Raw genomic sequence first — 20,767 nt, forward strand, 5'->3', positions numbered from 1 at the left:
AATAAAATCCATAGTGCTTTATTTAGGACTAGTCAAGTTATATTTGACTAAGTTTTTGCTCTTGGATAATTACGCTAATTTTTAGTGAAATTTAATGATAATCTCCTACAATCGGTTCTAAATTAAAAAAAGAAGAATTTTTAGAGCAATTAAAATTTGAAACTTATTTTAAGGAATAAATCCTTAAAAAAGGCTTAATTTGTGTATAAAACCTGAATAATATGAATGAATGTTCTCAATATAAATATATACACAATAGTAAGCTTAGAGATACTCATAAATTCAAAGATGAGTTTTTCCGAAATGGATTATCTCTTTATGAAGTGATCCGGGTTGTTAATTCGAAACCCGTATTTCTAAAAGAACATCTGACTCGTTTGGAAAGTTCATCTAAGAAGGTGGGACAATTTGTATGGTTGAATTACATTGAACTTGTTGAAAAAATTAAGCTTCTCATATGTTCGAATGGGGTTGAAGAAGGAAATATCAAAATTGTATTTAATATTCATGAGAACAATCGCAATTTTTACTGCTATTTCGTACATCATACATACCCGACTAAGCAAGAATATCAAGAGGGTGTCAGCACAATAGTATATAATGCTGAACGTCGTAATCCTAATGCTAAAGTATATAATCATAAGCTTCGTACTTACACCAATACAGTAATAGAAAGTCCTGATGTTTTTGAAGTGATTTTAATGGATAATCGGGGTAATATCACCGAAGGTAGTCGGTCTAATCTATTTTTTATTAAAGACAATATGCTCGTAACAGCCCCTGATAATCAAGTGCTGAATGGTATTGTACGTGCTAAAATAATTGAGATATGTGAAAGAGTGGGGGTACCTGTTTTAAAAGAAACAATTACATTCTCTAGCCTTTCTAAATACGATTCCGCATTTTTGACCGGAACTTCACCACAAATACTTCCCATTCGAAATATCAATGCCTTATCTTTTGATGTCAATCATCATTTACTTAAGTTCCTTTTAAAATCATATCGAGGTGAGTTGGCTGATTATATACAGCAACAAACATAGGAGAATCTAATTATCTACTTTTTGGAAAGGCAAGCCTATTTCAACTTTGGTTCCTACAGCATTTTGAGTTTCATCGTATAAATCGAAAACCTTATAATCGTATTTGAGTAGATTATTATTCATTTTATTCAGTAAGGAAATTCTTTCTTGAATAATTTTCATGGTCTTTTCGTGAGATGACTTACGACTTTCAGCGTCAAATTCTTTCGATTTTGAACGACCGATGCCATTGTCCTCAATCGTACATCGAATATATTGACTGTCTTCTAAATCAAAATTGATAAGTATTAAACCATCTCCCTTACAGGTTGATAAACCAAATCGAATGGCACTTTCAATAAATGGCTGTATCAACATAGGAGGTATGTGATAATTGTAGGCGTTTATTTCTTTGCTTAATGCGATTTCAAAAATAAAATGATTCATGAATCGCATTTGCTCTAGCTTCACATAGTGCTTTAAATAGGCAATTTCGTCTGAAAGGCTAATGTAATCTTTATCTGCATTATTAATGTTTTTACGGAGAACCGTAGAGAAATCAGATAGATAATCCAGTGCGTTTTCAGTTTCTTGTTCAAGAATATACCCTTGAATCGAGTTAAGTGCATTGAAGATGAAATGTGGGTCCAATTGATTTTGAAGCGTTTTCATTTTGAGTCCTAAAATACTCATGTTTATCTCATTTCTTTTTTCTTCTTCTTTTCGAATCTTATGGGCGTAAACTCGCATACCTGCAATTATAAGCCCCACTAAAGCGGCAAATATAAGAGCGTAAAACCAAGGCTTATTCCACCATGGGTAAGCTATAGATACATGGATTGAGAAAGGAACGGTATGTGCTTTATTTAGATGTTTTCCCTGAATACTGAGGATGAAATCTCCACAAGGAAGGTTGGAATAAACCGCTTGAGTATTTGAGCTCCAATCAGACCATTCTTTATCAAAGCCTTTTAATTGATAACGATATTCATTCTCGCCTGAATTTAAGCAATTTTGAAAACCATAAGAGAATGTTAGGTAATTCTGATCGTGTGACAGGTTTAAAGGACCAATAATTTTATTGGTCCAGTGGCAAACTTTTGATGGTTCACGTAGCCAATCTTTATTGTAAATCTGTAAGTTTTTAAGGCTTAGAGAGCAGGTGTTTTCTTCGAGCTGATCAACCATCGAGTTTGAAATCTTAAGCAGCTGAGTATTAGTTTTTACCCAAATATTTTGATCATTATCAGCTATTGAATTCTTACCACTTCGATCGTAATATCCCTTTTTTTGATCCCAAAAGCGATATCGAATTGTAGAATCAGATAACCAGAATTGGTAATCGAAACGATAAACACCTTCGTTTGTTCCACACCATAAATAACCATCGTCTATATACTGAAAGCCTTGAATTGAAGTTCCTGTAAGTCCTAGGCTTTGGTCGATGACACCTAAAGTATGAAGCTCATTATCTTTATACCTTAATCTATAAATACGGCCATTATTGCCACCAGCAATCATATTACCATCTGGTAGTATCAGAAAGTCATTGATGATATTATGAATCTTAGAGTTCTCTTTCGTAAATTGTTCAATTCGATTTGATTCATATCTGAATAGCCCGACTTGTTTCGTAGAGAACCAAATTTCGTTTTTGTTCGATGTAATTTTACTTACTTCAATTTCAGTAGATTCTGTTATTATATGGCTAAAGATTTGATGTTGATAGTTCTCCCCTGAAAAAACAATAAATTCATTGTTCCATATGCAACAAAGCTCATTATTATCAGTGAATTCGAAATTCTCGGCTGGACTTATGCCCAGAAAATTTATTTCGTCATTTTTCAAATTGAGAGTATAAAATCCCATATTCGTTGCCAACCATAGTTTAGAGTCGCCATTATTTAATATATCATAGATATGAATTTTTTGTTCGCAAACTGCTGTTTTATAGCCTTTAATAATGGTGCATAGTTTTGAAGTTGGAATTCGTTTCTGAACTTTATTTTCTTTAAAATAGATAATTTCATTATTGGTTGCAATATAGATATAGCCATTCTTATCAGTCTCAATATCTACGATAGTTAAATCTTCCAAATGAAAATAGGATGCATCAAAGTATTGAAACATTGAATTCTGGAAATGTAATATACCCCTATTTCTGGTTCCCAGCCAAATATTATTTTCACCCTTATTTACGAAAATTGATTGTACAAAAACATCCTCAATATTATTTGAAGTAGAGAAGTCCTCAATTTGGTTATCAAAGACTCTCAATACTCTTCGGTGTTCGATACCTGCTATAAAATACCGTACCAGATAGAATTTTTCATCTTTAGCCTGACTAACCTGAATGATTTCACATTCAATTTCACCATCCTCGTGATTTCGAATTTTAAATGCTTCATTATTAAGAGCAAGATCATTTTTAAGTTGAGAAGTGTTAAATTGATTGAAGGCAATTATTGGAAGGTAGTCGTCTCTTTTTAAAAAATCCAGTTGGTTTTTTATAAAATTGCATTCAAAAATCTTTTGAAATTTATCTGAAATAGCGAGTAGCTTATTGTTATTATTAACGAAGCCTGTAATGTTTATTGTATTATTGGTTTCCAGTGGTGTTAATTCAAGTTTCTCTTTATTAGCAATAGAGACTTTATAAACACCTTCCTTTGTTCCAAGTAGAAGTTTATTTAGCATTTTATTGAAATAAACCGTTTGAATACCATTTTTTAGGCCTAAGTCTTCATGACTATAAATTCTAATTGTGTATCCATCATAATAACAAAGACCTAGATTGGCAACTGTTAGCCAAAGATTTGTATCACTATCTTCGCAAATTGATAGGATTCTTTCACCATATAGTTCTTGTAATTCCTTACGGATAATTATTTTTCCTCCGTCAAATTCAAAAAAACCAGCATCTGTAGCTATCCAAACAATATTACGCGAATCGCAAAAGATTTGATGTATATTATCACTAGGTAAACCGTCGTTAAGTGTAAATGTAGATTGAAAACGGCTTGATGCTCCTGATATATAGGTGCTAAGCAGTATCAATAAAATGACACTTATATGTTTGGTTAAAATTTTTCTAAGCATTCTACAATAATAATAAATATGCTTTAATAATTTAACTGTCAAGTTTGTCAAATTTTATTTCTGGTTATATTGTATGAATTACAAGCCTGTTAAATTTTTGATTTTGGGCTGTTTTTTTTTGTGGAAATAACATTGAAAGTGTGTTGTTTAAACTGATATTGTTTAGTTTTGGATGTTTGTTTAAATATTAAAAATATGAAAGCTGAATTAAATACTGAAAATATAGCTCAAGCAGAAGCGTCTTTTGCTTCTAATATCAATTTCACTTTAACGGTTCTTCCTCGAATAAAACTTATTTATGCCATAAAAAAGGAACTCAAGGCTTATCACGATTTAAAATGGTCTTTTGAGTTCGATCATGTTAATATTAATCAGAATAGGATTATTGTTGAGTATTTGCCTTTGGTTAAGAGAGAACTGGCTTTGTTTTATGAAATACCATTGGTTCAAAAATTTGAACTTCGTAGTTTTTTAGGTCATTCTTCAGTTCATTTTATCGATATCTATAATTTTCTACTTGATAATGATTGTATTAAAGAAAATCAGTTTACAATACATGCAGAATATCGAAAAATACCTCATTTTATATTAAATTTGAATGTTAAAAGGTATCAACTACCAGTTTTGAATCATTATTCGAGTATAAAACAAGATTTAATAAATCCAATTGATGATCTCGTACTTGAAGAACTTAAAAGGAATTTCGATCTTTTTAACCCCATATTCAAATTTATAATTGATAACTTCCGTTAATCATCGATCTAAAATTTAATGCCTTGAAACAATTTAAACTTTTCAGACATTTTCAGAATATAAGTATTGGTAGAGCTTATCTTCTTCTTTTTTCTTCGCTATCCAGCCTTATTCTTATTATTGTAGGGTCCATATGGATTTATAATGAGTATTCAAAATTCAATAATGAATCGAACTCTCTTAGAGATAGATATATTGAGGAGCATAAGTCAAGATTGATTCAGAATACTAAGAAGTGTATTGACTATATTGAGTATAAAGAAAACCAATCTGAAGAACTCATTCGAGAGAATCTAAAGACCAATGTTGATCAGGCTTATGAGATTGCTTTATATATCTATAACAAAAACAAGAATACTTTATCAAAAGAAGCTATAAAACAGCGAATAAAAGAAGCGGTTTCTGCTTTTAAATTTAACTCCCATAAGAGATATATTTTTATAAATACGCTCGATGGTGTTGGGGTTCTCTACCCTAGAAATCCAAAATGGGAAGGCAAATCGTTGCTTAATTATAAGGATATCAATCAGAATCAGTTGGTAATGAATGAACTGAATCAATTGAGAGAGGCTGATGAGTGTTTTGTGAAGTATAAGGGATTAAAAAGTAAACCTAATAAGTTTAATGCCTATACAAAGATATCATATATCAAGAAATTTAAACCACTTAATTGGTACTTGGGGAGTTTTGCTTATGCTGATGATTTTTTAGAGTCGATTCAAGCTGATTGTATAGAGAGGATTAAAAATATGAAGGTAGATGAAGATAATTACTTCTTCATTTATTCTAAAAATGGAACATGTCTTCTGCACAAAAATGATAAGTATATAGGTCGAAATTATAGAACTTTCGAAGACGATCATATTGAAATATCAAGGAAAATTTTGTTTGCCATAGGGGAAAAGAAAGAGCGATTTATAAGCTATAATTTAGCTAAAGGAGAAAAGGTGACTTACCTTTTTGATGTTCCCGAATGGAATTGGATTTTAGGGTCTGGTTTTCATACAGATAGCCTTGAGGATGAGATCGCTTTAAGAAAGCTTGAGCTATATAATAGACTAGTTAACTATAGCCTGAGAGTTATTCTAGTAATTGTTTTGACTTTTGTAATGCTTTTTCTCGCTACCAGACTATTGTCATCGAAAATGAATAAGAGTATTGATTCGTTCAATGAGTTCTTTAAAATGGCATCGACAGAATCTGTGAAAATTGATATTGAGAGACTTAATTTTTCTGATTTTAAGAATATGGCTTCTACCGTTAATGTGATGATAGATACCAGAGTTAAAAAGGAAAACGAGCTTGTGCAAGCTCGAGAACTTGCTGAGAAATCTGACAAACTTAAATCCGCATTCCTTTCGAACATGACTCATGAGATTAGAACGCCAATGAATGCTATTGTTGGCTTCTCTCAGCTCCTACAGCAAGATGGACTTAGTTCTGATTTCAGAAATGAGTTTATTGGTCATATCGTGAATAATAGCAATTCTCTGTTAGCATTAATTAATGATATCATCGATTTCTCAATATTAGAGTCTGGACGGGTTAAAATTAGCTATTCAAACTTTAATCTAAAGAATATATTTATAGAACTGATAGATAAGTTTGAGCAGATTAGAAATAATAATGGGAAGTCGGAGTTAGCTCTTATTTTTCCAGATCCACTTAGACTGGAGCAAACACATATTTATTTTGATGCGGTAAGACTCAAGCAGATTCTGAATTATTTAATTGATAATGCATTGAAATTTACAAATGAAGGACAGATTGAAGTGGATTATAAACATGAGAAGAATGCGATGTTGTTTTGGGTAAAAGATACAGGTATTGGCATTCCTGTTGAAAAGCAAGCCTATATTTTTGATCGATTCAGACAAGGTGAGGAAAGTTACACAAGAAGGTATGGTGGAACAGGAATCGGTTTAAGTATCGCTAGACAAATTGTTCAACACCTAAACGGTGAAATTTGGTTAGAATCTGAGGCTGGTATGGGTAGTATTTTTTACTTTAAGATTCCTTTAGATCAAAGTAATTTTCAGAATTAGACCATCATGCACATGATATCCTTCTCACTATTTTGAGGAGGATTTTTTTTGTCACTTTATAAAAACAAAAAAAGAGAATAAAACCTATGTTTTATTCTCTTTTTGTGATCCAGCCAGTATTACCACTATGGCAGTAAAATTAGGCTATGTGTAGTTGTAGGTATTGTGTGGGTACTGCAAATTTGATAAATCAAACTGTTTGCTAGTATATCACAACTTTAAAATTCTGCTTAAATGTCATTTTGTTCTAATCAATAATAGCTCCATTTCTTTTAAGTTGGATTGCAAATTGTCTATCGAATCCTTTTGAACCTGAAAAAATCGTTCCAGTCTGATCAGGCATTAATTGGTAGGTGTCTATTATAATTTCATTATCAAAATTAAATAATGCGATTTGATGTTCTGTTATTATATATAAATTCAACTCGTCCTCATTTAAATAGATATTCATTATTCTTTCTTGAACTCTATCACCCTTAATTTTTAATAATTCAATGTGATAAGTTTTTATAATCTCTTTCTTCTCAAAGTCAATTTTATAGACCTCAGAAGAACTTTGAGCGTAAATGATTTTACCATCTTTTGAAAAGCAAAAATTTCTAATACCTGTAACTTCCTTTTCAAAAGTAAATTCTGATTTTAGGATATCGTAGAATCGAATTCGATTTTTGTTAGTAACAATAAAGATGTTGTTTTGTGGATGAAATTTGACTTTATGTTTATCTAAATTATTCTTTTTTGTAATGTATTCATGTTTAATTCGGTTATTATTTCTTAAATCCCAGATGCTATAAGCATTAAACTCTGAACAAGATAAATAATTCTCATCATGTGAAAGAGATATACCATATGCTCCTTCAAAAGTCATTAATGAATTAATCTCTTCCTTTTTTTCAATGTCATAAGAGTAGACAATTGCATTATTGCATCCTAAGTGGATTATTTTACTGTCATTTGAGAAAATAAATTCACCAGTCCAAAAATTCCTCCCATCTTCTTGAGCTTTTGGATTAATTTGTTCTGAAAGTTTATGGTTTATTATTAATTCAAAATTCTCTGCATCGCGTATGCAGAGATATCCAAAACTTGAATGTGCAAAATATTTACCATTGGGAGAAAATTTAACGTGCCATCCATCAGCATTTATTCGTCTTATAACAGACATATTAGTTTGATCTAGGATTGTTATCCCGTGTGGAGAGCCTAGAGCTATCACGCCATTGCTTATATCAATACATTTGATATGTAATTTATGAAAATTAAAATCAGTAAGGTTAGAGTTAGAGAAGTCTGCTTCTATATGATTAGATGTTATTTTATTGTTATAAGAGTATGGAGAACCAAAATTTCCACGTGATAAATCTGAATTACTAAATTTGGTGCCTTTAAATATTCCATATTTATAATCATCGACATTCCAACTAGAATCATGTTCTTTCTGGGGGATATTGAAATCGGGTATGTTTAGGTTTGATAGATCTTTATCAGCGAAATAATCTGCATTATTTTCAACTAACATTATTATAATATTCGTAGCAATATAACCTATTTCTGAAAATTTCTTATTTTTACATTCAGTAATAATATCGTTTAATTTCTGATTTGTTTGTACACTATTAATCGAAATCATATTTTTAACTAAGTCTAGTAACGCCTTGGAGATCAGTTTTTTGCCAAATGTTTCTTTAAGTTCACATAATTCAATTTTTTTGAAATTGCTTAATGGGTTTGCGTTTGATTTTTTGAAATATTCAGACCATTTTAAAGTATTTGAAATTTGATTCTTTTCATTACTTGATGTATTCCTCGCAAGTTTTGTGAAATCATCATCCAAAATGCCTAACTCTGCTGCGAACTTATAAGCTACAAAGAATTCTAAAAATGAGCGATGAGCAGGTTTGTAATCTCCTTCATCATTCCTAATGAGCATGGTTTGTCCCATCATATCATATTGCCAATGATCGATATCCTTTTGTTCTTTAACCGACTCGTTAAATAATTCTCTAATACGATCAGGAAATAATCTATAGTTTATACTCATTTTATCGGTTGATAGCATTTCCCAAGCAAGCTCACACATAAAATAAAGTTTATCAGGAATTGACGTAAATGTCCTCTCTTCTTTTATATCTTTAGTGAACTTTTGTTTAATTGCGTATAGATATACTCTTGAAATATCAATTGCCTTTCCTTCTTCAATATCTTTTAACGATTCTAAAATTAATTCGGTCATAATAGGTCTACTTGCTAATTCAAGTAAAGCTTTATTTTTCATTATCTTTTTAATCGTCTTTGAGTTCGTGTAAAAGCTTAAAAGTTTTTTTATCTGTTTTTCATTGAACTTTAATAATTCTAATACTTCAAATTGCGGTGTCTCTGCAATTAGGTGTTGGGTGGAAGCATTTAACTCTGCATTTAATAATTCCCGACCCTTTTTAGCCTCTGGGAAGTGTTCGTTTCTACATGTTAGAATTACTTTTGAATTTTCAGTTATTGTTCTTGCTAATTCCCAAAAGTTATTAATCATTTTTTGTGTGTCAACTTTGTCCGCCATTTCATCGAAACCATCAAAAATAAGTAATAGTTTACCCATTTTATTTAGTTCTACAAAAGCATTATAGGTTGGTATTGGACTATCATACTTTTTAAAAAAGAATTCAGAGAATACACTTTCAATGTTAACTGCTTTTGCAAAATCACGTAATGGAATGACAATAGGGATTCTTGGACGGTTTATTCCTTTGTGCTTAGCTGACTTATACTGTTGAAGTTTTTTCCAAGCATAATGAATGGTAAACCATGTTTTCCCTGTACCAAATTCACCTAATACTGAAATGTGTTTTTTTGCTGGATCATCTATCCATTGATCGATGTATTTATCAATTGGATATTCATTTGTATCAAGTTTAAGCTTTTTTTCATTATCAAAAACTTCTTTTTTACAATATAGAGGAATGAAATTAGTATCAATTTTTGTTGATTTAACTTCATCTTCTAGCCAATCAAAGTATCCAGTAAAATTTATACTTTCATCTAAGAGTTCATCAATGGTATAGCAGAATATGTTTTTATGTTCACAATTTCCAGCTTTTTTGCGCACCGATTTATCAATTCTCTTAAATGTTATTGCCCAACCTTCATCACATTTTTGCTTTTCAAGGTCTTGTCTTAATTTTTCGAAATGTGTTATATCTATTGGTTCAGCAACGCATAAAATTAATATTCTGTCATAGCCTCTTCTATTAGGTATGTTTATTATAAATTCAGATTGATTATCCTTTATAGATTCAAAACCTTCAAAACTGTAGCCTATTGTTGTAAACCAATTTTTGACATCAGAAGTTAGGTTTGAAATTAATGATTGCTTGCTATCACCTTTTGTAGTAATAATTTGATTAATTTGATTAACTGTGTCGTTTAGTATGTCTACCTTTTTATGAATAACATTTACTTCATTTAGTATATGAAAGTCATTATTCATGAGAGTAATTATTTCGGGGCGAAGCTTTTCTGAAAGTTTATCTTCTATATCAACTGAATTTAATATAGTTTGTAGTAGGTTATTAGTTAGTAGTCGTTTGGATTTATCTTTTGTAGTTGATTTTTCTATTACTGTGTTTAGAATATAACCCAATAGTAGGTTCTCCGAAATTTCTTCATTGCATTTTAATTCTTCTGATGAAAGGATATCTCTTATCTCTTTGAGTAGTTTCAATACCGCTTTTTCAGTATCATTTTCTCCTGAAAATTCCCATCGCAATGCTTTTAAAAAATCTGTAAAATCTGAATTAAGAAGTTCTTGTGAAAAATCAGAAACTTTTTTTTTCGCTTGTTCAATTTTTATATGATCTGTTTCTCTAGCTAGATATTTATTCAGATTACTATTTGAGAATTCATTTAATATTTTTCTTGTTTCATCAATAAATTCATCTGGAGAAAAATTTCCTTTTTGTTGATTATTATACCATTTCTTTAGGGATTTTCCAGCTTTGGGTCTAAAAAAAGCGTTGGTTTCGAAATGAAATAAACAATTCCCATTTTCTTTATATTTTAGGAATAAATAGAAGAAATTAAGTAGTGAGGATTTTATTTCAGGGCTATTTAATCCAAATCCTTCTGCATAGCATTTTACTTGATGTAATGCGTATGTGTTTGTTTTAGGATTGTGTTCGAAAATATCATCTTCTAGTTCACAATATATATTATTGTCTTTACCTTCAATATAATTAACTAACCAAAGTTTAATTGTTACTAAATATTGATAATAAAAGCCCCTATTAGTTGCAATTGCGTCTGTATTTCTCTTAAATACATGAAATTCTGTTTTTGCCATGAGTTAGTTAATCGTTTGGTATATTATTTGATGTATAAGCAGCTCAAAATTTGATGAATAACGAATTTTTATAAATGTTAGTTATTTTGTTTTTCTTAAAAGAACTTCTTAATTGCCCCAAGGACTGTGAAAACATTTAGAATTGAAGATTTTTGCACTTCATTCTCGTCAAATTCATTTGTATTGATAGGAACAAGTCTATAGTTGTCCTCATTATTTGATTTTCTGATGATTTTAATTGTCCGTATATGATCCGTAACAACCGCATAAATCTCACCAAAAAGAACATTTTCTTCCCAATTAGTTAATTCCTTAAGAGCTATTATATCCCCATGGTTTATTTTTTCAGCCATAGAATTCCCTGTTACATTACACCATAGCTGAGCATCTTTGAAAGGAGCAAAAACTATGTTGTGATCAGGAAGTAAGGTTTGATTATTAAAGATTGCATTAAAACCACCAGAAAAATCAACATCGTAATAGGGTACTCCTAATCCAGATTCAGGACTTACACAAGGGGTTAATTCGTTAATGACTTTTTCTTCGCCACTTAACAACATTTCGCCCTTTCCAGTTAATAACCATACAAGATTAATATTAGGGAATGTTGATGAAATTTTAGCTAAAACATCACTGCCGACTTCACTTTTTAAACTTTGACTTCGAAAGTTTGAAGCAGAAACATTAAGTTTTTCAAAGAATAGTTTCTTTGTAATTTGTTGTTCCTCAGCAAACTCTAGTATTCTTCCTTTTATAGGTGCTAAAATTTTATCCATACAGCTTTGAAGTGATGAAATTTTGTCGTTATATTTGTGTCAATAATCAATCAATAATCTCAAAGATATGAAAAATACGGAAATAGAGTTAACAAAACGTGCATTAGCTCCAATTATGAGAGCAATGGCAGTGGGCGACACTGAAAATTATCCCAAATCGCAATATCGATCTATAAGCGTAACAGCAAGCAACCTAACCATAGAAGAGGGTAAAAAATTCTCAAAGCGAACCACAGGTAACATCGTAGAAGTTAAACGTATAAAGTAACCTCCACAATAACTATAAGATATGAGTTTAGAATTACAAGAAGAGTTTGTGCAGGTTCGCCGCGTTGACCTATCGGCTTTGATTAGTGAGTTTAGAGAACTAAAAGAAAAAATTGAGGCCAATACATTAGATTATCAACTTGACCAATTATGTGGTACGAGTCGCATGGTAAGTTCACCCGTTGTGTGTAAAATTCTTGGTTGGAGTCGCTCCACCTTTAATCGTCGCTTGGTTGACGAATTTAACCCAATACCTATGACTAAAGATGGTCGAGACTGGGTAATGAGTAGAGAGGTTTTTACCAAATACTATAACGAAACATATAATCCACAAAACTAAAATCCCTTCCCCTTTAACCACAGACCCAATGAAAAAAGCTTTAAGAATCCTATTTCTAGTCATGGCACTAGGAACATTAATAGCGGTTTTATCTGGTGCTTATTGGCATCTTATTTCTTTAGCGATTTATCTTTTTTTGCAATCGCTTTGTGTTACTCCTAAACAAGTTAAAGCATGACACGAACTATTAAGAAAATAGGAGCTCATCCTAATCTAATCACAGCAATAGGCTTTGTGTCCTTAATCGTATTTATTCGAGCCATCATGATAACCGATGTTTTGACAGCTGTTTTAATTCTAATGTTAACGGCGGTTCTATTTGCTGTTATAAAAACAAAATAACCTTCATGACTCATAAATTAAAGATATACCCAGAATATTTCGTGGAGGTACTACTTGGAACCAAGCCTTTTGAAGTCCGCAAAAATGATCGTGATTTTAAAATAGGTGATACTTTGCATTTACTAGAATACTGCCCAGATAAAAAAGAATTTACAGGTGATTCATGCGCCCGAAAAGTAAGCTATGTTCTAAAGGGTGGAAGCTTTGGAGTTGAAAAAAGCTATGTCATTTTAGGCTTACAAAATGAACTCTTAGAAAAGCTTTGAATCCCTTATTGTATATGTGATTTAGGATAAAACACGCAAATGAAAAGGTAACGAATACACAGGTTTTTAAAAGCCTGTTTTTTTTAAAATTGCTTCCCAAAGCAAAGAAAAACGCACGTCTTTCTGTAACGCATACACCGATATTTTAAGACAATTAACTCACCATATTTTCACAACTACAAACATTGATAGACGGGATTAACATAGAATTAGTGGGGTTTGATTGTAGGCTTTGGGAGAATAGGCCAGAACTTAAATTTCAGGTTTTAAAAGAGTGCGATTCTAACATAGCACTAGGGAGTAAAAGAGCCTATTTTAATGGATTGTCTTTTGTTATCGAGCCTAAAGGTATAGCAAGAGTAAAAGGCTCAATACATCGATTTTTTAATAATGGTTCTCATAATGCTGATAGATTCACCTTTGAAAACTTTACAATTGCCGTAAACGATTTATTAGCTTTCGGAATCAATCCAGAAACAGCAATCTTAAGAAGCTTTGAAATAGGTCTAAACCTAGATACAACCACCTGCAAAATTGATAATAAAACCTTTCTTGAAAGTATTCTTTATTGTAAAGGGGCTAAGCGTTCCGACATGGAAATACATGAAAAGCTAGGTTATGGCTATGTTTTTAAAACCACAAACGCAAAATATAAGTTTTACGACAAGTCAATTCAGTCAGACATTCAAAATGCTGAATTATTGAGAATTGAAACAAAGTTCACCCGCATGAGAGCCGTTGAAAATTACGGCTTAAGAACCCTTTCTGACCTATTAGATAAAGAAAAGCTCAGCAAATTGATTGTCGACAAATACTTAAAACCTATCGATGAAACAATCTTTTTTGAATGGGAGCAAATTAAAACGACTCGTAAAATTCCCACTAAGTACAAAAGCAAGTTTAAAGACCTTCGTAATCCTGATTGGTGGATTAAGGACGAAAGGAGCCGAATTGATAGACATCGCAATAAATTACTACTTGAAAAGCTTGTAACCCTCTACGCAAAAAGAAATATAAAAAACATTCTCAAAGATCTTATTTCATTGGAGCTGCAAGCTTTTACACGCAATAAAAACTGTTACGAATACACCGAGTTTGAAAGCTTGAATAATTGGAATAAATCAGATAACGCAAAAAAAAGTGTAACGAATGCACAACGTATAGTAGGGTGCGATTTACACGACCAAAGGGAGGGAAAGAAAAAGAAAAAATACTGTTTGATATGTGGAAAGGAAATAACAGGACAAAAAACAGATTCCAAATATTGTAACGATCAAAGAAAATGCAGAGACAAGGCCTATAACCTGAAGGTTTCAGAAACCCGAAAGAAAAAGAAGAGCGACAAGGAAAAAGAAATAATAAAACTCATCGAGAAGATTGGAGACAAGCTAAGCCTAACAAGAACCACCAACCCCAATAGAAAAAAGACCAAAGGAGTGAAGACCCGAAAGACCTCTATAATCGTAACAATAAACGGTAAAAGAAAATATTACCATGGTTCACAGGCTCGATTCTTTCTAAACGAATTTGATAAGAAAACAGATAAACCCAATAAACACCCAAAGCCCGAATAATGGAACAAATTGTATTAGACGTATTGGAAGGGTTAACCAATAAAAAGAGGATAGCAGGCCAAAGCCCTGATTTTGTTCTCGACAATGAATTTAAGGCCGAAATAACCCAAATCATAAAAGAGGTCTTAAGAAAGCTCTGGAAAGAAAAACGAATCAAGTTAGGGCGAACAATCAACAACAATTTTATAGAACTATTAGAAAAGGTTTAAGATGGAATATAGAACAATGAGTAAAAAAGAACTTGCAGCGGAGTTGGATATCCATCCGTCAACATTAACCCGTCGAATGGAAAAATGTTTAAAGCCTGAATTTATGAAGCACATTAAAGATAAATCTCTCCTTTTTGAAAATGAAGTCAAGCACATTCATGAAGGCATAACAGGAATTAATAAAAAATGGTGAAAGGTTCAAAAGTAAGGTATAGTCTAAACTGAACCTTAAACAAAAATGGATATTGGACCAGGTTAATACAAGGTAAATCGATTCTGACCCCACTTTAAAAATAAACCCAATGAGCGAAGAAAATACAAACGTCAAGAAAGCAACATACGTTAGGGCATCAACCGAAGAGCAGAACACAGAAAGGCAAGAACAGATAATACAGGGCAAAGGCTATGTCGAAAAAATAAGTGGTCGTATTGCCTTTGGTGAACGAAAGCAAGGGGCAAGGCTTTTAAGAGATGTAGCCAATAAAGAGATAAACTATGTAATTGTTGAAGATGTAAGTCGATTAGGTAGGAATGCGCTTGATATTCTAACAACGATACAAACTTTGAAAAAACAAGGTTGTACAATAGAGATTTTAAGATATAGCCTTGTAAGCATCGTAAACGGTAAAGCCAATTTCATATTTGATTTAATAACCTCAATTCTGGCTTCTCTTGCAGAAATGGAATATGAAAGTAATCGAGAAGCCCAAAGGCAAGGTATTGCAGTTGCAAAAGCAAAAGGCATTTATCAAGAACATGCAGGGAAAGGAAAAATGACAACTGAGCAATTTTTAGAACAACATGCAGATATTATCGAATTATTAGAAGATGGAAAATCGATAATGAAAATTGTAGCTCTTGTGAAAAAATCTAAAAGCACCGTTCAGCGAGTGAAAACATTTATAAAAAATACAAAACACTAAATATAAAATGAAAGTTACACCAATTACAAAATACTGGCTCCTCTTAATTAGATTTCATTATAAAGATGATGGTTTAAAAATGTTTTCAAGGTTTCTTGAAATCTTGAGATTTTTTAAAAACAAAAATTATTCTGAAAAAGAACTGAGATTTTTTATTTCTGCATTTCGATTATTAAAAAGGTAATGAAAAACCACAAACGCTGTATTTATTTTAGGGTGTCGCGATGAATATAGCAAAACGAGGTGTTTTGCTAGTGATTGCTATATTTTTTTAACGGCACACTCTAAAAAGAATACAATCGATCAAAAAAATGTAATCTCATGCACATAGATGTCTTGATAATAAAAAACCTTGTTTCGGGTTCTGGAAATTCTGATGAGTGGGAACCAGAGAAAAAAGAAGAATAAAAAAAGGAAGCTTATAAAACTTCCTTTCCTTGTATTTATGGGTTTGCTATCCTGTAATCCATTAGCTCATCAAATGGGGCTAAGTGATTTTTCCAGATCTTATAAATTGTAATATCACTTGTTTTCAAGTTTGCCCCGTCAGCGGGTGGGTTTACCTTAACAGCCAGAACACAAAAACTATCATTATCCTTAACCTCGATATGAGGACAAGTCCAGGTATTTAAAAAATTGTTACCTGCACCCATTCCAGAGGTAGGCGTGCTATCACTTAAAAGGATCTGTGAAGTTGACTTAAAAAACTGAGGGTAATCCAATTCCGTTTTAAAAGTGTAGGCAACTTCATCAACTTGCATAAATTTCTTTTGATACATGGTTGCACCTTTTAGCCCCGTTAATTCTATAAGCCTTGCAGCACCACCAAGCCCCCTTGGTTTAAGAGTTACAGTTTTTCCAGCAACTTCGATATCAAAATCAAAATCTTTCAAAATCATATACTCAGGTTTACAGCCTTTCGCATTAGATAAGTTTACAAGCTCCCTTGCTTCTGGTGGCTCTATGCCATAACCCAAATATTCAATTGTGTTTAAGTCTGCTTTGGGTGCTGCTATTTCACCCCAAATAACATTACCCGCTGCATCTTTACATATAGCAATTTTTCCCGCTGCTGCACCTGTTTTAACTTTCAGGGCTGCGGTTGAAACGCTCTTTTTAAAGTCGGCGACACCTTCACCGTTCAAGCTTATACCTATACTTTTGTCTTTACCTGCAAGCTCATAATGTCCCGCATAGTCTAGAATGTTTTGAGAATGTTTTGCACTCCCGGTTTCATCTTCAATGGTATGTCCGTAAGAGTTCACACCATCACGACGAATAACAACTCTATTTGTTGTTCGATAGCCTTTGTCGGTTACTTCTTGCAAGCTTGGAACTGCTGCCGCTGCCGCTTCGTGCTTTTCCTTACTAACAAGTTCAAAGCTCTTATTGTGTCCTCGAAACCTATAAAAAGCCCAACCACTACTTATAGCAGGGTCGCTGCTTGCATCAATCACTTTTACCAATTCACCATCAAAACAGGCCGCTTTTAATGTGTCTCTATCTGCGATGGTTGAATAGGCTTTTGAAGCGGGGTCAATATGCTCTTGGCCTACCAATTCAAAAGAATTTGATTCTTTGATATAGCGATAAGAAGCCCAACCCGTTTTTATTAGCGGGTCTTGTGCTGCATTTAAAACTTTAACAAGTTGCCCGTTATAAAGCCCCCCTCTCAGTTTGTCTCTGCTTGAAATATCAGCCGCACCAATTACACCTAAATCTAATTCGGGCATGTTTGGCGCACCCTCTATTAAAAGCCCGTTTTTGTAAATATGGCTTACCTGAGTTTCAGATAAATTGAGTGTGTAATCAGGATTAAAAACAAGCTTAATAATAGCAATTGGAAGATACTCTTTTGTGCTTTTCACATAGGTGTTTAAGTTTGGGATTTCGCTCATGAATTGACAATCAGAACCCCAATAAACCCAGCCCAAATGAGGGGCTAATCTGGCATAAAAAGTAAAACCTAAAGTGTCACATTGTTGCTTAAGATAATCAAGTGAATAGGTGTGTTTTCGCAGTCCTAAAGGGTGTTCAATTCCTTGGTACTTAAAAACGTCTACGCCATTAGTAACATTTAACCAATCCAAAAATAAATAATTGGGATCTGTTTTAGTGTCTACGTTTAGATGAATATTGCTAGGAAACTCAAAGCCCGCCCCGTGATTCAAATTGTGAAAAGCTACTAGTTTATCATTTGAGTTAAGAACAATAGTTTTATTGTCCAATGCGGTTGGCTTTACTTCTTCGGCTGGTGCTGCGGGTGTTGTTACATGCTTTTTCCAAAGCTTAAAAGAATGGATATTGCCAAAAGTATTAAACCCGTTTATTTCTCCCAATTCAGCACGAACAATAAACAAAGGGAGCTGATTATCTGAACCGCCATAAAGCTTGCTAAACTCAGGGCATCGACCTTCTTTGTCGAACCCATAACTCATAAAAGTGTCTGTATCTTGGTCTGTATCTCTCAAAAAGCCGCTTACATACCAATGAACATTTGTTACCCCACCATTAAAACCACCGTTTGTCAAGTCCAATTCGGACAAATAAAGAAACTTTTTGCCCTCTGCTGTTTCCACGGGAATAGTAATAAATTGTTTATCACCAAGCCCCTTGGGTGTGAGAACTAATTTATTTTTCCCACCCCAATATTTGACTACGATATCATAATCAAAATCCTCTAATAATTTAACATCAGGCTTATAGATATCCCATAAGTCAGGAACTAGAATTTTATTGTTTCCATCAGTATTTTTGAATCCTTCGGTTGTTGTTCTTCCATCAGGAACAAATATTTCAATTGTCTCTTGTTCTTCCTTCTCAATCAAATCATAGCTTTTCGAGCTAATTTGATAGCGATAAATAGCCCAACCGCTTTTAATATTTGGGTCGTTCGATGCGTCTATAACTTTGATTAGATCCCCATCGTTAAAGGTTTCAGAGGCTTCATCTCTTAGGGCTATATTGTTGAAGGTCTTTAAGCCTTCATCATCGTTATTTTTTGATATTCTCATCTTTGATAAGCTTTTTTGTAAATACGTTATAGGTTAAATCACAGGAGTTGTAGCGGTTCTTTTCACATACAGCATTCCCGCCCTTTGCCACTTGAACCACTAGTGAACTGTCATACTCTGACATAATCCCACCCCGAGCGGTTCCGCTTGTTGTACTCTGGAAAATCACAAGCCAAATCACCTTAGGGTACTTTTCCACTAATCGGCCAAAGTCGCCTTGATCGACACCGCTAAGCTTTCCCCAAGAATCAATTGCAATACAATCATAGATTTTGCACTGCTTTTCTAAAGTTTCCAAGCTTGTATCAGCATCAACAAAAACATGATTCTTATTTTTAGATTCGATGTAATTTGTATAAGAACCGAAAAGCTCCGACTCAGGCGAAACCTCAAGCGATTTGAAAAGACATTTCAAGCCTTGGGTGGCAAACAGATTAATTGCCTGAGAGAGTAAACGTGTTTTACCTGCACCTTTCTCACCACGGAGTACCATTGCAAAACGGTTTCTTTCATAACCACCAATGAACTTGCCTAAATCAGTTTTAAGAGGGATGATATGTGTGTTAGGTTTCCAATTGTCTAAAGAGATTGCTTTTGTATTGCCTAAACCAAATAAAGAGAGTTGTTCCTTTTTAATCGGATCGGCTTTTTTTACCTTGGAGGTACCAGGTTCTTTTTTCTTTTCAGGTGAGCTTTCTTTTTGAGTTTCGGGCTCACTTTCTTTGGCTCTATCTTGCATAGATTTAGGAACAAGTTTCGATAAATCGATATCCTTTAGAAGATATTCGGCTGCATCGCAAGCAAAGCCATAAGCTTCTAATAGGTTTTCATCGATATCGCCCGTTGTACTTTTTAGCCAACCTTTTAAATAAACAAGGCCGTTTTGTCTGTTATATTTCAAGCCTAATTCAGTACAGATAATCATAGCACCCATTTCGGCCACAAGTTCCTCGTTGGCATACTTAAGTGTTTTTGTTGTTCCAAATTTACCACGTCCCAAGCGTTTCGGGTTTTTAGTGCTGTGGGTGATCTCATGAAAAAGAACAGAGTAATAACTATCGATTTGATGAAACTGTTTAAAGTCAACCATATGAATCGATTCCTTATCGTAAGAGAAACTCGTGTGTTTATAATGGCATTGATCGGCTTGGTCATGGTAGATTTTAGGAACTCGCTTTTTACAGATCAACTGTTGTAGGAAGTTCTCAACATACTCGTTTAGCTCATGATTGATAAATGCAACCTCTTTAATCACGGGTTTCTTAATGCCTTCGCAATAGTCTACATTAACCGCTAGGTGCAATTTTGGGAGCATCCAATCAGGTTTTCCAGATGTCTTGTTCTCTCTATCCTTAAACATGGGAATATAGGAAAGCACAGAAATAACCTTTAATTTATCAATGAGCTTACCGCCTTGACTTCTCAAAGCTGATATTGTGATAAAATAGGGGCTTTTGCTGCTGTTTCTCTCCATAGAAAGAATGTTTGTACTATTCTTATACAAACGTCCTGAGATATTTCTAAAACCGCTTAAGACTTTTCCATCTTCATCAAATATTAAACCCGCTTTCCAAGGCTTTTCCCATTTTTCAAATAGAAAGGATTTAATGTCGTTAATCAATTCTGTTTTAAATTTCTCTTTATCTTCTTTCCAACCGTCCAGACTAGAAACAAATAAACCCTTTAGAATCTCACTTGTTCTTAAAACGCTGTGTTTGATTCCTCGGGGTTTAGTTGTTTTTTCTGGGCTTTTTTTGCTTGGTTGTTTCTCCTTTTTAGTTTGCTGTATATATCCAATCATTGT

General features: G+C 33.0%; 16 protein-coding genes. 11 read left to right on the forward strand and 5 right to left on the reverse strand.

All coding sequences use genetic code 11. The annotated features are described in order from the left end of the window. Nucleotides 1–221 precede the first annotated feature (221 nt). The gene (locus DWB61_RS03635) at nucleotides 222–1,043 is read left to right on the forward strand and encodes an aminotransferase class IV (RefSeq protein WP_125029529.1); all 822 of its coding nucleotides are present in this window, start codon (nucleotides 222–224) and stop codon (nucleotides 1,041–1,043) included. 6 nt (nucleotides 1,044–1,049) lie between these two features. On the opposite strand, the gene DWB61_RS03640 is transcribed toward DWB61_RS03635, so the two are convergent. Further along, nucleotides 1,050–4,121 (reverse strand): sensor histidine kinase, encoded by a 3,072-nt coding sequence (locus tag DWB61_RS03640; RefSeq protein ID WP_125029530.1) that lies wholly within the window; start codon nucleotides 4,119–4,121, stop codon nucleotides 1,050–1,052. Nucleotides 4,122–4,316: 195 nt separating this feature from the next. On the opposite strand from DWB61_RS03640, the gene DWB61_RS03645 reads away from it, so the two are divergent. Together DWB61_RS03645 and DWB61_RS03650 are read left to right on the forward strand one after the other, a co-directional pair. Continuing rightward, entirely contained in the window at nucleotides 4,317–4,874 is a 558-nt protein-coding gene (locus tag DWB61_RS03645; protein ID WP_125029531.1) for a hypothetical protein, read from the forward strand. A gap of 23 nt (nucleotides 4,875–4,897) precedes the next feature. Continuing rightward, a complete protein-coding gene (locus DWB61_RS03650; protein WP_125029532.1) occupies nucleotides 4,898–6,919 on the forward strand; it encodes a cache domain-containing protein in 2,022 nt (673 codons plus the stop codon). A 247-nt stretch (nucleotides 6,920–7,166) separates the two neighbouring features. On the opposite strand, the gene DWB61_RS03655 is transcribed toward DWB61_RS03650, so the two are convergent. Together DWB61_RS03655 and DWB61_RS03660 are read right to left on the reverse strand one after the other, a co-directional pair. Next, nucleotides 7,167–11,252: an NACHT domain-containing protein gene (locus DWB61_RS03655; RefSeq protein ID WP_125029533.1), complete on the reverse strand. Its 4,086-nt coding sequence runs from the start codon at nucleotides 11,250–11,252 to the stop codon at nucleotides 7,167–7,169. 95 nt (nucleotides 11,253–11,347) lie between these two features. Next, the gene (locus DWB61_RS03660; RefSeq protein ID WP_125029534.1) at nucleotides 11,348–12,028 is read right to left on the reverse strand and encodes a S24 family peptidase; all 681 of its coding nucleotides are present in this window, start codon (nucleotides 12,026–12,028) and stop codon (nucleotides 11,348–11,350) included. Between the two features lie 67 nt (nucleotides 12,029–12,095). Here DWB61_RS03660 and DWB61_RS03665 point away from each other — a divergent pair, with 67 nt between their 5' ends. The 8 genes from DWB61_RS03665 (at nucleotide 12,096) to DWB61_RS03695 (ending at nucleotide 15,949) form a co-directional block, all read left to right on the forward strand. Continuing rightward, entirely contained in the window at nucleotides 12,096–12,296 is a 201-nt protein-coding gene (locus DWB61_RS03665; protein WP_125029535.1) for a hypothetical protein, read from the forward strand. A gap of 21 nt (nucleotides 12,297–12,317) precedes the next feature. Beyond that, entirely contained in the window at nucleotides 12,318–12,635 is a 318-nt protein-coding gene (locus tag DWB61_RS03670) for a hypothetical protein (RefSeq protein WP_125029536.1), read from the forward strand. Between the two features lie 174 nt (nucleotides 12,636–12,809). Next, nucleotides 12,810–12,977, forward strand: a complete 168-nt coding sequence (locus tag DWB61_RS17640; protein ID WP_156190197.1) for a hypothetical protein — start codon at nucleotides 12,810–12,812, stop codon at nucleotides 12,975–12,977. A 5-nt stretch (nucleotides 12,978–12,982) separates the two neighbouring features. Next, nucleotides 12,983–13,243, forward strand: coding sequence for an ASCH/PUA domain-containing protein (locus DWB61_RS03675; RefSeq protein WP_125029537.1), 261 nt, complete (start codon nucleotides 12,983–12,985; stop codon nucleotides 13,241–13,243). Between the two features lie 185 nt (nucleotides 13,244–13,428). Beyond that, nucleotides 13,429–14,817 (forward strand): hypothetical protein, encoded by a 1,389-nt coding sequence (locus tag DWB61_RS03680; protein ID WP_125029538.1) that lies wholly within the window; start codon nucleotides 13,429–13,431, stop codon nucleotides 14,815–14,817. Beyond that, nucleotides 14,817–15,026 (forward strand): hypothetical protein, encoded by a 210-nt coding sequence (locus DWB61_RS03685; RefSeq protein ID WP_125029539.1) that lies wholly within the window; start codon nucleotides 14,817–14,819, stop codon nucleotides 15,024–15,026. Before DWB61_RS03680 ends, DWB61_RS03685 begins: the two co-directional genes overlap by 1 nt. 1 nt (nucleotide 15,027) lies before the next feature. Then, nucleotides 15,028–15,219: a hypothetical protein gene (locus DWB61_RS03690; RefSeq protein WP_125029540.1), complete on the forward strand. Its 192-nt coding sequence runs from the start codon at nucleotides 15,028–15,030 to the stop codon at nucleotides 15,217–15,219. Between the two features lie 109 nt (nucleotides 15,220–15,328). Next, nucleotides 15,329–15,949 (forward strand): recombinase family protein, encoded by a 621-nt coding sequence (locus DWB61_RS03695; RefSeq protein ID WP_125029541.1) that lies wholly within the window; start codon nucleotides 15,329–15,331, stop codon nucleotides 15,947–15,949. Nucleotides 15,950–16,392: 443 nt separating this feature from the next. Here the strand turns inward: DWB61_RS03695 and DWB61_RS03700 are convergent, their stop codons facing one another. Together DWB61_RS03700 and DWB61_RS03705 are read right to left on the reverse strand one after the other, a co-directional pair. Then, a complete protein-coding gene (locus DWB61_RS03700; RefSeq protein WP_125029542.1) occupies nucleotides 16,393–18,963 on the reverse strand; it encodes a hypothetical protein in 2,571 nt (856 codons plus the stop codon). Beyond that, a complete protein-coding gene (locus tag DWB61_RS03705; RefSeq protein ID WP_125029543.1) occupies nucleotides 18,944–20,764 on the reverse strand; it encodes a zincin-like metallopeptidase domain-containing protein in 1,821 nt (606 codons plus the stop codon). Before DWB61_RS03705 ends, DWB61_RS03700 begins: the two co-directional genes overlap by 20 nt. Nucleotides 20,765–20,767: the final 3 nt, after the last annotated feature.

The organism is Ancylomarina euxina (assembly GCF_003863355.1).
GTDB lineage: Bacteria > Bacteroidota > Bacteroidia > Bacteroidales > Marinifilaceae > Ancylomarina > Ancylomarina euxinus.